Below are 12,618 nucleotides of genomic sequence, written 5' to 3'. Positions count from 1 at the left end.
TCAGTATCGGGTATGTATAGGGTTGTCAAAAGCCCCGGGGGCCGAAAAAAGCCCGAGTGTCGCGCGGGGGCGACTAGTGCAGGACCGACCCCAGCCAGCCACCGAAAAACAGGGCGAACGCGATGGTGCAGATATACAATAGCCGGTCCCAATTGATGGTCACCAGCAGGGTCATGCTACGGTATCCGGCCTGTATCGCGGTCATGGAATCGGTCCTTGGTTGCGGTTGCAGCCACAGGAGTACCGGATGATTCAGGCAGGAGTTTGACGGTTGTCCGGGGTTATTGTGTCACGGACAGAACAAATCGTTCGAAAGCGCGAAGACCATCAACGACAGCACAACAGTCAGGCCAATCGACATCAGCACCTTCAGCGCGCGGTCGCTGGGCGGGCGGCCCGATACGGCCTCATAGGCATAAAACACAAGGTGCCCGCCATCCAGAACCGGCACCGGGAACAGGTTCAACAGGCCCACCGCCGTCGACAGCACGGCAATGAACCAGATGAAATTCGCGGTGCCCTGGCTGGCCATGTCGCCGCTGGTTTCGGCGATGCCGATGGGACCGGACAGGTTGCAGGTGCTGATCGCGCCGGTCGCCATGTGCCACAGGCCGGAAAGCGAACCCTCGATGATGCGGCCCACCTGCCGCACACCGCCCCAGACGGCGGTGCCGACACCGGCGGATTCGGTGGCCGGCTCAAAGGCCACGCCGCCGACGATTCCGATTCGATAAAAGGTCTGGAACCCGCCGTCCGGCTGCGGTTCATCCACGCGGCGCGGGGTCATGTCCTTTTGCAGGATCTCGCCGTCGCGCCAGACCGTCAGCGCCAGCGTGGCGCCCTCAGACCCTTCGACGCGCTGTTTCAACTCGTCAAAGGCAAAGATCGGCGTGCCGTCCACGGCGGTGATCACATCCCCTGCCCGCAGCCCGGCATCCCCGGCGGCAGAGCGCGGCGCGATCTGCGTCGCCAGCGGCGGATAGGTGTAGGGACCGGTGACCGTCACCTCCTGCCCGTCGCGGCGCACGGTATAATCCAGCTGCGCCTGCTGCGGCAGCGCCTCGAAAAAGCCTTCCATCGCCTGCTGCGCATCCGAACCCGGCAGGGGAACGCCCTCGATTTCAAGGATGGTATCGCCGGGGCGAATTTCCTGCGTCACCGGCAGCGAACGCAATTCGCCCACCGTCAGCGGATCTGCCAACTCGCCCCGAAACAGGATGACCCCGGCAAAGATCAGGATCGACAGCGCGAAATTGAACAACGGGCCGGCGGCCACCGTCGCGGTCCGCGCCCAGAGCGGCGCGCCCGACATGGTGGTACGCACCTCATCCCCGCTGATATGCGACATCACCTCTTCGTCGACCCCGCCAGAGGCATTGGCGTCACCGCGAAACTTGACGTAGCCGCCAAAGGGAATGGCCGCCAACTGCCACTTGGTCCCGTCCCGGTCGACCCGCGACCACAGAACCGGCCCAAAGCCAAGGCTGAAGACCTCCGGAAAAATGCCGGATTTCTTGCCCACGATGTAATGGCCGTATTCGTGGACCGCGATGATGACCGAAAGCGCGACGACAAAGAAGGCGACGGTCCAAAGGGCGCCGCCAAACTGCGGGATCAATGTGGTCGGGTCCAAGCTTTCAGCCCTTTCGGTTCATTTTCAGTATGATCTCGTCGGCCTCTACCCGTGCGAGATGGTCTGCCTCGGTGACCATATCAAGTGTAATCCCGTCAGCATTGTGACCCGCCTGCGACGAAAGACGGGTCAGAACGTCCTCGACGACACCCGACATGCGGGTAAAGGAAATGCGCCGGTCGATAAAGGCGTCCAGCGCGGTTTCCTTGGCCGCGTTGAACACCGCGCCCATCAATCCGCCCGCCTCCATCACCTCGCGCGCCAGCCGCAGCGCCGGCCAGCGTGTCTCGCAGGGCGGGCGAAAGGTCAGTTGCCCCAGCTTGACAAGGTCCAGCCGTTCCACCGGCAGCGGCTGTCGCTGCGGGTGATGCAGGGCAAAACCGATGGCATGCCGCATGTCCGGCGGCCCGACATGGGCCATCAGCGCCCCGTCATTGAACCCCACCAGCGCGTGGATCATCGATTCCGGGTGGACGACGGTTTCGATCTGCGCCGGGTCGAGATCGAAAAACTCCCGCGTTTCAATCAGTTCCAGCGCCTTGTTGAACATGGACGCGCTGTCGATAGTGATGCGCTGGCCCATGTCCCAATTGGGATGCGTCGCCGCCTGTTCCGGCGTCGCCTTGTCCAGATCCTCCAGCGGCCAATCGCGGAACGCGCCGCCGCTGGCGGTGATGATGACCCGCTCGACGGCGGTCATATCCTCGCCGATCAGCGCCTGGAAGACAGCGGAATGCTCGCTGTCCACCGGCAGGATCTGGCCGCCCTGCGCCCGTGCTGTCCGCATCATCAGCGCACCCGCGCAGACCATGCTTTCCTTGTTGGCCAGCGCCAGCGTGGCCCCCTGCTCCAGCGCGCGCAACCCGGGTTCCAGCCCCGCCGCGCCCACGATGGCCGACATGACCCAATCCGCCGGGCGCTGCGCCGCCTCGATCAGCGCCGCGCGGCCCGCCGCCGCCGCGACCCCGCTGCCCGCCAATGCCGCGCGCAGATCCTCCAGCCGGGTTTCATCCGCCGTGACCGCCACCTGCGCCCCCAGACGCCGTGCGTCCTGCGCCAGTTGCGCCACGTTGCGCCCGCCGCTCAGCGCCACCACCTCATAGGCATCGGGTGCCCGGGCAATCAGGTCGATGGTGTTCTGCCCGATCGACCCGGTGGCGCCAAAGATCGAAATGCGCCGTGTCATCCGCCGGTCAGCGCCCCCGGAAAGCCCGCGACCTGCCCCGCGATCACGATAAAGACCGCCGCGCCCAGCATCCCGTCAAACCGGTCCAACAGCCCGCCATGTCCCGGCAGCAGGTTGGAACTGTCCTTGACCCCGGCGCGCCGCTTGATCGCGCTTTCGGCGATATCCCCGATCTGAGAGGCCATGCTGACCGCGATCGACACGCCGATCAGCCCGGCCCCCGCCGCGGTCCAGCCCGCAAACAAGAGGCCCACGACCGCCGCCCCGACCCAGCCCGCCACCGTGCCGGACCATGTCTTTTTCGGGCTGACGCGCGGCCAGAACTTTGGCCCGCCAAGGGCCCGCCCGGCAAAGTAGCCCGCCACATCCGTCACCACCACGACCACGATCAGCCAGAGCATCCAGATCAGGCCGAATGCGTCCCGCAGGTCCATCATGGCATAGCCCGCCAGCAGGATCAGCGCGGTAAAGACCGCATAGGTCACGCCTCCATGCTTCATCTTGGCCAGCCCCAGCATCGAGGGCGCCATCAACAGCGGCAGCGCAAAGGCGGGCGGCAATTCGATGGCGATCAGCGCGGTGACAAGGGCCGCAGCCCCAAGGATATAACGAGCCTGCACCCGCGCCGGATCACACAGCCCGACCAGTTCCCAGACCATGATCCCGCAGGACAGCGCGATCAGCAGGTGGAACCACAGCCCGCCCAGCCAGACCGCCAACGTGCCGATGGCCACCATCGCCGCGGCGGTCATCAACCGCGGCGCCAGATCTTCCCAACGCTTGCCGCTCATGCCTTGACGGCACCATAGCGGCGCTCACGCCCGCCAAAGGCCGCGCAGAGCCGCCCCAGCTCTTCGGCGGTGAAATCCGGCCAGAGCGTATCGATAAATTCATATTCGGCATAGGCCGACTGCCAGAGCAGAAAGTTGGAAATCCGCGCCTCGCCGCTGGTGCGGATCACAAGATCCGGATCCGGCAGCACATGGGTGTCCAGGTAACGCGGCAGCGTCTCCACGTCGATCTGCTCGGGGTCCAGCTTGCCCGCCTGCACATCCATCGCCAGCCGCTGGGCGGCGCGCGCCACCTCGTCCCGGCCACCGTAATTCAGCGCAATGGTCAGGTTCACCCCGGTGCAATGCTTGGTGAAATCCTCGGATTCGTCCATCAGGGCGCGCAGTTTCGCGTCCAGACGCGGGCGATCCCCGATGAACCGCACCCGCACGTTTTCCTTCACGAAGGCCTGCATTTCTTTCATGATATAGCGCCGGAACAGGCTCATCAGGCCTGCCACCTCGACCTGCGTGCGCTTCCAGTTCTCGGTCGAGAAGGCAAAGATCGTCAGGTACTTGACGCCGAATTCCGGACAGGCCTCCACCACTTCGCGCACGCGGCGCGCACCGGCATGGTGGCCAAACAGGCGCGGGCGGCCACGCATGGTCGCCCACCGGCCGTTGCCGTCCATGATGATGGCCACATGTTTGGGTCCAGCTACGTCGCGGATCGGTCCGGCCATCAAGTTTCCTTCCTGAGCCTCAGGCACAACACCCGTGTCTTAGACCAACCAGCGCGGCGATCCAAAACAATCTTGGTGCAAGGGGATTACAGCAAGATTGACACGGACGAAAGCAATCCTGGCCTTGCGGGCTCAACTTGTTGCTGAAATGGGTCCGGCGCGCGGATCCCCGCCGCCTGTCCGGGGCACGAAAAAGGCCCGCGCCGGGGCGCAGGCCTGTTCGTAGGCATCGCTGGTTTCGGGATCCGGCCCCATCCGGGGCTCCGCCCTTTGATTGCCAGAAACGTCCGCCGGACGTTCCGCCTCGCTGCGCGAGGTTCGGCACCATCCGGGGCTCCGCCCTTTGATTGCCCGAAACGTCCGCCGGACATTCCGCCTCGCTGCGCGAGCTTCGGAACCATCCGGGGCTCCGCCCTTTGATTGCCCGAAACGTCCGCCGGAAATTCCGCCTCGCTGCGCGAGGTTCGGCACCATCCGGGGCTCCGCCCTTTGATTGCCCGAAACGTCCGCCGGAAATTCCGCCTCGCTGCGCGAGGTTCGGCAATCAAACCTGCATGATTTCTTCTTGCTTGGTTTCCAGCGAGGCATCGACCTTCTTGATATAGGCGTCGGTCAGTTCCTGCACTTCGCTCTCCCAGAGCTTGGCATCGTCCTCGGACATGTTGTCCTTGGCCTTCTTGATCTGTTCCATGCCGTCCCGGCGCACGTTGCGGATCGATACCCGCGCATGTTCGGCGTATTGGCCCGCCACCTTGGTCAGTTCCCGGCGGCGTTCCTCGTTCAGTTCGGGGATCGGCAGCATGATGATGGTGCCGTTCATCTGCGGATTGATGCCAAGCCCGGATTCGCGGATCGCCTTTTCCACCTTGCCGACCAGCCCCTTGTCCCAGACGTTGATCGTCACCATCCGCGGTTCCGGCACGTTCACCGTCCCCACCTGGTTGATCGGGGTCATCTGGCCATAGGCGTCCACCTGGATCGGCTCCAGCATCGAGGCCGAAGCCCGCCCGGTCCGCAAAGAGGCGAATTCCGTGCGCAGGTTTGTCATCGCGCCTTCCATGCGGCGCGTCAGGTCATCGGTATCGAGTTCGAATTCATCGGACATCGGTAGGCCCTCGTTGGTCAAGCGTGCTGGGGTAGCACTGGTTAGCCCGACCTTTAGCGCAGATCAATCGGGATTGACCAGCGAATGGGGCACAGGCATCTCCCGCATCCGGTCCCGGTCCCGCCGTTTTGCCCCCGGTGCCTCGCCGAAAATTGGCCCGGAAGTGCCTTTCAACACGGCATAACGGCCCGAAACATCCCCTTTTGATGCAGAAATCGCCCGCCTTCCGCCGCCCCTCCCCGGCGCGTGGCAACGCGGCCTTAACGCCAGCCATGGCACAACCCGCGCCAATCGCTAAAAGGCCCGATCCCGATGCACGTCTGCCTGATCCTCTTTCCCGGCTTCGAACTCCTGGCCTATGTCCTTGCCCGCGAGGTGCTGCGGCTAGCCAACAGATGCGCCGGGCAACAGCTGTTCAGTTGGCAGGTGCGGACAGTCAGCGGCGCGGCGGTGCCCGCCTCCGACGGGACGATGGTGTCGGGCGATGTCCCGGACTGGCACGGCGCGCAGGGCTTTGACCTCGTTCTGCTCTGCTCCGGGCGGGACCCTTTGAATACCCTGCCGATGGGGCTGCGCGCCTTTCTGAACAACGCCGATGCCGCCGGGGCCACGCTGGGCGGGCTGGACACCGGCGGCATGATCCTTGCAAGGCTGGGGTTTCTGACCGGGCGCGAAGCGGTGCTGTCGGACAAGGAAACAGATGGCCTTCCCGCCGAATTTCCCGAGGTTGCCCTCTCGGACAGTCTCTATGCCTTCGATCGCCGTCGGCTGACCACGGCGGGCGGCGTAGCGACGGGCGATGCGATTCTGGCATGGATCGCGCGCACGCACGGCCCGGCACTGGCGGCGGCCACGGCGGATGCCCTCGGGCATGGCCGCATCCGCGAGGCCGCCGCACGCCAGCGGTTGCCGCTCTGCACCGATCCGGTGTTGGAACGGATGCAGGCCATCATGACCGCAAGGATCGAGGATCCCCTGCCGGTCGAACGCATCGCGTCAGAGCTGGACCTCAGCGCCAAACAGCTGCGCCTGCGCTGCCGCAAGGGCCTGAACAGCACCCCGGCGCAGGTCTACCTTGGCCTGCGGCTGGACCGGGCCGCACAGCTGGTGGCCGAGACAGAGCTTTCGGTTCTGGACATCGCACAGGCCGCCGGGTTCGCCTCCCCCTCGGCCTTCACCCGCAGCTATCACGCCCGCTTTGGCGCGCCCCCGCGCCGCCCCCGGCGCATGGGCGCGGAGGCAGGCAAAGTGTCAACAAAGGGTAAAACCGTCCCTGTAACCCATTGATCCTGCATTCCCCCTAACCTGTCCACGCGTGGACAGCCCAATTGGGGACAGGCTCAGGCCGGGGCCGGACCGGGCTTGTTCGGCTGCGCCTCGGGGCGCTTTTCAGAAACCCGGGTACAGGTCCCCTCACCCGCCAGAATGCCCCGGAACCCGCCCGGCTCATCCAGCGAAAAGACAATGATCGGCATGTTATTGTCCCGCGCCAGCGCGATGGCCGAGGCATCCATGACCTTCAGGTTCTTGGCCAGAACCTCGTCAAAGGTAATGTTGTCGTATCGTTTGGCGTCGGCATTGTGGCGCGGATCCTTGTCATAGACCCCGTCGGTGCCGTTCTTGCCCATGATGATCGCCTCGCAGGCCATCTCGTTGGCCCGGAGCGCCGCCGCCGTATCGGTGGTGAAATAAGGGTTGCCCGTGCCCGCCGCAAAGATGCAGACCCGCTTCTTCTCCAGGTGCCGCACGGCGCGGCGGCGGATGTAGGGCTCTGCCACCTCATCCATCCGAATGGCCGAGATCACCCGCGTAAACACCCCCAGCCCCTCCAGCGCCGACTGCATCGCCAGCGCGTTCATCACCGTCGCCAACATCCCCATGTAATCGGCTGTCGTTCGCTCCATCCCCTGCGCCGACCCGGCCAGCCCGCGAAAGATATTGCCGCCGCCGATCACCATGCAGATCTCGACGCCCATCTCCTGAACCGACTTCACTTCGCGCGCGATGCGCTGAACGGTCGGCGGGTGCAGGCCGAAACCCTGGTCGCCCATGAGCGCCTCACCGGAAATCTTCAGCATCACGCGTTTGAAGGTTGTCTGCGGGGTGCTTGTCTCGGTCATGTTGCGCTCCGTCACGGGGGGGATATGATCGCGGGCATATGTGGCGGAAAACCGATTGGGCTGCAACGTCCGATCACCCGCCGGGGCACAGCACAGCAGGCAGGTCCACCCATGAGTGACAGTTCGGCAATCGAGGCCCGCCTCGCCGCCTGCGATCCGTCGCGCCCGGTTCTGATCGCCGGTCCCACTGCCAGCGGCAAATCCGCACTGGCCCTGACCATCGCCGAGGAACAGGGGGGAATCATCGTCAATGCCGATGCGGTCCAGGTTTTTTCCGACTGGCGGGTGCTGACCGCTCGCCCTTCGGAAGAGGAAGAAGCCCGCGCGCCGCATGCCCTATACGGGCATATCCCGGGCGACCGAGCCTATAGCGTCGGCGACTGGCTGCGCGAGGCAGAGGTTTTTCTGAACGCGCCCGAGCGGCCGATCTTTGTCGGCGGCACCGGCCTGTACCTGTCGGCGCTGACCGAGGGGCTGGCGCAGATCCCGCCGACCCCCTCCGGCGTCCGGGCCGAGGGCGAGGCCATTCTTGCGCGGGATGGGCTGGACGCGCTGGTGTCTGGGCTGGACGCTGACAGCGCCGCAAGGATCGACCTGAAAAACCCGGCGCGCGTGGCGCGCGCATGGGAGGTGCTGCAGGCGACCGGGCGCGGTATAGCCCAGTGGCAGGATGAGACCCCGCCGCCGCTGCTGCCCCTGGCCCAGGCCTCTGCCTTTGTCGTCGACGCACCCAAGGAGTGGCTGACGCCCCGCATCGAAACCCGGTTCCGCAAGATGGTCGATACCGGCGCGCTGGACGAGGCGCGCGCCAACCGTGCGGGTTGGAGCCCTGCCCGCCCATCGGCCAAGGCCATCGGCGCGGCGGAACTCATGGCCTATCTGGACGGTCAAATCGATCTGGACACCGCCATCGAGCGCGCGACGATCCTGACCCGGCAATTCGCCAAACGTCAGCGCACATGGTTCCGCGCCCGCATGGGCAAGTGGCACTGGGTCAACGCCGAGGCGCTGGCCGCATGAGCAGGCCCGGCTTCCTAAAGAACCCGATGCCGCCAGCGCCGCAAAGACCCGTGGGCATGGTGCGCAGCGGTTCTTACGGGCTGGAAGCACAGGGCGCGCCGTGGAAATTCACCCTGCTGCACGACCGTGAGGAAGAGGTACTGTTGTGGGTCACGCGCGGTCAGGGCCGGGTGACGGTGAATGGCGTCCGGCGCGGGATCTCGATGCACAACGCGCTGTATCTGCCCGCGGGCACGCTGTTTTCCATCGATCTGGCGAACAACGCGCAGGGGCTGATCCTGCGGTGTCCGACGGGCATGAGCGACCACCTTCCTCAGGCCCCGGCGCTGCTGCGCATACGCGAAGGCATCGCGCAGGCCGAACTGACCGGCTACATCGACACGATGAACCGCGAGCTGATGCAGGGCCGACCGCTGATGCAGGACGCATTGCGCGCGAATGTCGGGCTGGTGGCGGTCTGGCTGCAGCGCCAGTTGCAACAGGACGCCGCCGAAACACCGCGCGACACAGCCGCGTTCCGCCTTGTGCGGCGCTATGCGCAGGCCGTGACCCGCGGCTACCGCTCCTCGCAAACGATGGGCCACTACGCCGAGGCGCTGGACGTGACCCCCACCCATCTCAGCCGCGTCTGCCGCGCCACCTGTGGCAAAACCGCCGCCGAAATTCTATCCGAGCGTAAACTTTACGCGGCGCGGATCGCGCTTGAGAGCCCGAGGCCGCCAGTCAAGGAGGTGGCAAAATCGCTGGGCTTTGCCTCTGCCGCCTATTTCACACGCTTTATCCAGACCCATACCGGCAAATCCCCCTCTGCCTTGCGCGCCGAAAGCCTGCGCGGCGCAGTAACCACAAAGGGTCCGCGCGACAAAGCGTTCCCGCGGAAGTGACTTGCGCCCGGGCCCATGTCGCTTTTGAATAAGGACCATGTCGTTTTTGAACGCAAAAAGGACGATAGCGGGCGTTGACGGGGCAACCCATCTCGTGCGCAATGGCGTTCAGCGTGGGGCATGGCACGGAGGGTCACGGGATGAGGCCTTTCATTAAGCGTCCAAAAAAGACCCCCGGCTGAAACGAGACGTGTCACAGGGAGAAAAGAATGACATCGTTCGATAACCAGCAGCAGGTACATCCGGCTGCGAAAATGTACGCGCGTGAATTCAAGGCCGGCCAGCTGAGCCGCCGTGAATTCATCGCTCGCACAACCGCGCTGGGTCTGACCTCGGCGGCGGCCTATGCTCTGGGCGGTCTGCAGCGTCCGGCACAGGCGGCAGCACACGCCCAGCAAGGCGGCACCATCCGTATGGAAATGGAAGTCCGCGCGCTGAAGGATCCGCGCACCTACGATTGGACCCAGATCGCGACATTCACCGCTGGCTGGCTGGAATACCTCGTGGAATACAACAGCGACGGGTCGTTCGAACCGATGCTGCTGGAAGGCTGGGAAGCCAACGCCGACGCGACCGAATACACCCTTCGCGTCCGTCAGGGCGTGAAGTGGAACAACGGTGAAGATTTCACTGCCGAAGACGTGGCGCGCAACATCGCCATGTGGTGTGAGCAGGAAGTCGAAGGCAACTCGATGGCGGCGCGCATGGCCTCGCTGATCGACGACACCACCAAGAAAGCGGCCGACGGCGCCATCAACGTGGTCGACAGCCATACGGTGAAACTGGTCTGCAAGGCTCCCGACATCACCATTATTCCGGGCTTTGCCGACTATCCGGCCGCGATCGTGCACAGCAGCCACGACGCGGCGACCATGCTGGACAACCCGGTCGGCACCGGTTTCATGCTGCCCGAAAGCCTCGAAGTGGGCGTCAAGGGTGTGCTGGTCCGCAATGAAGGCCACGAGTGGTGGGGCTATGCCGCCGGCAAGGGCGGCTATGTCGATCGCATCGAATTCGTCGACTACGGCACCGATCCGGCCGCTGTGATCGCCGCCTACGAATCCGAAGAAATCGACATGAACTGGGAGTCGCTGGGCGAATTCATCGAGATCCTCGATGCCATCGGCCTGACCAAATCCTCTGTCGCCTCTGGTGCGACCATCGTGATCCGTCCGAACCAGTTGGCCGAGGACGATCAGGGCAACAAGATCTACGGCGACAAACGCGTGCGTCAGGCCATCGCGATGGCGGTCGACAATGCGATCTGCCTTGAACTTGGCTATGCGGGCAACGGCATCGCCGCCGACAACTGCCACGTCGGCCCGATGCACCCGGAATTCGATCCGGCCGTCACGCGTATCCCCTACGATCCCGCCAAGGCCGCAGAGCTGATTGCAGAGGCCGGCATGGCCGACTACGAGCATGAGCTGATCTCGATCGACGACGGATACCGCAAGGACACCACCGATGCCGTGGCAGCGCAGCTGCGCGACGCCGGCATTCAGGTCAAGCGGACGGTTCTGCCCGGTTCGACCTTCTGGAACGACTGGGTCAAATACCCGTTCTCGTCGACCAACTGGAACCACCGCCCTCTGGGCACGCAGATCCTTGGCCTTGCCTACAAGTCGGGCGAAGCGTGGAACGAAGCGGGCTTTGCCAATGCCGAGTTCGACAGCCTGCTGGCAGAGGCGAACTCGATTGCGGATGCCGACGCGCGCCGCACGGTGATGGCGAAACTGCAGTCGATCATGATCGACGAAGGCGTGACCATCCAGCCGTACTGGCGGTCGATCATGCGCCACCACCGCGAGAACCTTGTCGGCGTGGACATGCACATCGCCTACCTGCCCCAGATCTACAAGTGGGGCATCGCAGCCTGACCGGCTGATCTGATACCGGGCCGCGCGAGGGATCGCGCGGCCCTTTTCGCCTCGGCCTGCGCGACATTGCGGGCCTCAGCAAATAGCAAGAGCGACCGGCAAAGTACCGGTCCCCAGCCACCAACGGGGGCATTAATGGGTCTTTTCATCCTCAGGCGCGTCGGGGTCATGTTACTGACAGCCCTCTGTCTGACCTTCATCGTCTTCGTCATGACGAACCTCTATCCAAACCTGGAAAAGCTTGCGAAATCCGAGGGCAACTTCCGGATGACGGATATCGAGGTTGCCACCTGGCTGTCCAACAACGGCTACAGATCGCCTCTGGACGAAGACATGCTGGCGGATTTCCGGTCGGGCGCGATCACGCTTGAAGAAGCCTCGGCGCAGGTGAACACCGGCTTTGATACCCGACTGTTCCGCAATTACGGCGAATGGCTTGGCATCATTCCGGGCTGGACCGGCGTTGACCGGGACGGCGTGTCGCGTGGACGCTGCATCCTGCCCGGCACGACCCCGGAAGACGCCCCGACATTCTGCGGAATCCTGCAGGGCAAATGGGGATGGTCGACGGTGTCCAAAGCCCCGGTGGGCGAGGCTTTGGGGACGCGGATCGGCAACACCGGCTTCCTGATGCTGTGCGTGATGCTGCTGATGGTGCCCTCTGCGCTGATCGTCGGCGTTTTGGCCGGGATGCGCGAGGGATCGGCGCTGGACCGGACTCTGTCGACCTTTTCGATCACCACAACCGCGACGCCGGAATACGTTTCGGGCGTTTTGTTCATCGCAATCTTCACCTCGTCGGCGGTGGGCCTGAAATGGTTCAAGGGCACCGCCACCTCGGCGATGGAAAGCGCGAATTTCGAGAATTTCTTTCTGCCGGTGCTGACCATCGCACTGTATGGTATGGGCTATATCGCCCGGATGACCCGCGCCTCCATGGCAGAGGTCATGACCGCGCAATACATCCGCACCGCGCGCCTGAAAGGCGTGAGTTTCGGCAAGATCGTCATGAAACACGCTCTGCGCAACGCGTTGATCGCCCCCTTCACGGTGATCATGCTGCAATTCCCCTGGCTCCTGAACGGCGTGGTGATCGTCGAGACCCTGTTCCAGTACAAGGGCGTCGGATGGGAACTGGTCCGCGCCGCCGGCAACAACGACATCGAGATGCTGCTGGCGATCTCGGTCGTGTCGGTGATCGTCGTGCTGGTGACTCAGCTGATTTCGGACATCGGCTATGTCTACCTTAACCCCCGCATCAGCGTAACCTGAGGAGA

General features: G+C 64.3%; 12 protein-coding genes. 5 read left to right on the top strand and 7 right to left on the bottom strand.

Features of this window, described 5'->3' with window-relative positions; genetic code table 11:
* Nucleotides 1-73: 73 nt before the first annotated feature.
* From ACTXGA_RS03705 to frr, 6 genes are all read right to left on the bottom strand, one after another.
* Nucleotides 74-205: a hypothetical protein gene (locus tag ACTXGA_RS03705; RefSeq protein WP_443391783.1), complete on the bottom strand. Its 132-nt coding sequence runs from the start codon at nucleotides 203-205 to the stop codon at nucleotides 74-76.
* An 84-nt stretch (nucleotides 206-289) separates the two neighbouring features.
* Entirely contained in the window at nucleotides 290-1,633 is a 1,344-nt protein-coding gene (gene rseP / locus ACTXGA_RS03700; RefSeq protein WP_443391782.1) for an RIP metalloprotease RseP, read from the bottom strand.
* Between the two features lie 4 nt (nucleotides 1,634-1,637).
* Nucleotides 1,638-2,819: a 1-deoxy-D-xylulose-5-phosphate reductoisomerase gene (dxr, locus tag ACTXGA_RS03695; protein WP_443391781.1), complete on the bottom strand. Its 1,182-nt coding sequence runs from the start codon at nucleotides 2,817-2,819 to the stop codon at nucleotides 1,638-1,640.
* Nucleotides 2,816-3,610 (bottom strand): phosphatidate cytidylyltransferase, encoded by a 795-nt coding sequence (locus tag ACTXGA_RS03690; RefSeq protein ID WP_443391780.1) that lies wholly within the window; start codon nucleotides 3,608-3,610, stop codon nucleotides 2,816-2,818. The genes dxr and ACTXGA_RS03690 overlap by 4 nt, the downstream gene beginning before the upstream one ends.
* Nucleotides 3,607-4,332: an undecaprenyl pyrophosphate synthase gene (uppS, locus tag ACTXGA_RS03685; protein ID WP_443391779.1), complete on the bottom strand. Its 726-nt coding sequence runs from the start codon at nucleotides 4,330-4,332 to the stop codon at nucleotides 3,607-3,609. The genes ACTXGA_RS03690 and uppS overlap by 4 nt, the downstream gene beginning before the upstream one ends.
* Before the next feature lie 544 nt (nucleotides 4,333-4,876).
* Nucleotides 4,877-5,437: a ribosome recycling factor gene (frr, locus tag ACTXGA_RS03680; protein WP_443391778.1), complete on the bottom strand. Its 561-nt coding sequence runs from the start codon at nucleotides 5,435-5,437 to the stop codon at nucleotides 4,877-4,879.
* Between the two features lie 312 nt (nucleotides 5,438-5,749).
* On the opposite strand from frr, the gene ACTXGA_RS03675 reads away from it, so the two are divergent.
* Entirely contained in the window at nucleotides 5,750-6,724 is a 975-nt protein-coding gene (locus tag ACTXGA_RS03675; protein ID WP_443391777.1) for a GlxA family transcriptional regulator, read from the top strand.
* 53 nt (nucleotides 6,725-6,777) lie between these two features.
* On the opposite strand, the gene pyrH is transcribed toward ACTXGA_RS03675, so the two are convergent.
* Nucleotides 6,778-7,557, bottom strand: a complete 780-nt coding sequence (gene pyrH, locus ACTXGA_RS03670) for a UMP kinase (protein WP_443391776.1) — start codon at nucleotides 7,555-7,557, stop codon at nucleotides 6,778-6,780.
* 111 nt (nucleotides 7,558-7,668) lie between these two features.
* Between pyrH and miaA the strand changes: the two genes are divergently transcribed.
* The 4 genes from miaA (at nucleotide 7,669) to ACTXGA_RS03650 (ending at nucleotide 12,613) form a co-directional block, all read left to right on the top strand.
* The gene (gene miaA / locus ACTXGA_RS03665) at nucleotides 7,669-8,577 is read left to right on the top strand and encodes a tRNA (adenosine(37)-N6)-dimethylallyltransferase MiaA (protein WP_443391775.1); all 909 of its coding nucleotides are present in this window, start codon (nucleotides 7,669-7,671) and stop codon (nucleotides 8,575-8,577) included.
* A complete protein-coding gene (locus ACTXGA_RS03660) occupies nucleotides 8,574-9,461 on the top strand; it encodes a helix-turn-helix domain-containing protein (RefSeq protein ID WP_443391774.1) in 888 nt (295 codons plus the stop codon). The genes miaA and ACTXGA_RS03660 overlap by 4 nt, the downstream gene beginning before the upstream one ends.
* Before the next feature lie 209 nt (nucleotides 9,462-9,670).
* Nucleotides 9,671-11,341, top strand: a complete 1,671-nt coding sequence (locus ACTXGA_RS03655) for an ABC transporter substrate-binding protein (protein WP_443391773.1) — start codon at nucleotides 9,671-9,673, stop codon at nucleotides 11,339-11,341.
* Nucleotides 11,342-11,476: 135 nt separating this feature from the next.
* On the top strand, nucleotides 11,477-12,613 hold the full coding sequence (locus tag ACTXGA_RS03650) for an ABC transporter permease (protein WP_443391772.1): 1,137 nt from the start codon (nucleotides 11,477-11,479) through the stop codon (nucleotides 12,611-12,613).
* Nucleotides 12,614-12,618: the final 5 nt, after the last annotated feature.

It is taken from the genome of Antarctobacter jejuensis (assembly GCF_052266595.1).
GTDB lineage: Bacteria > Pseudomonadota > Alphaproteobacteria > Rhodobacterales > Rhodobacteraceae > Antarctobacter > Antarctobacter jejuensis.
This window is presented reverse-complemented; position numbering and strand designations above follow the sequence as displayed.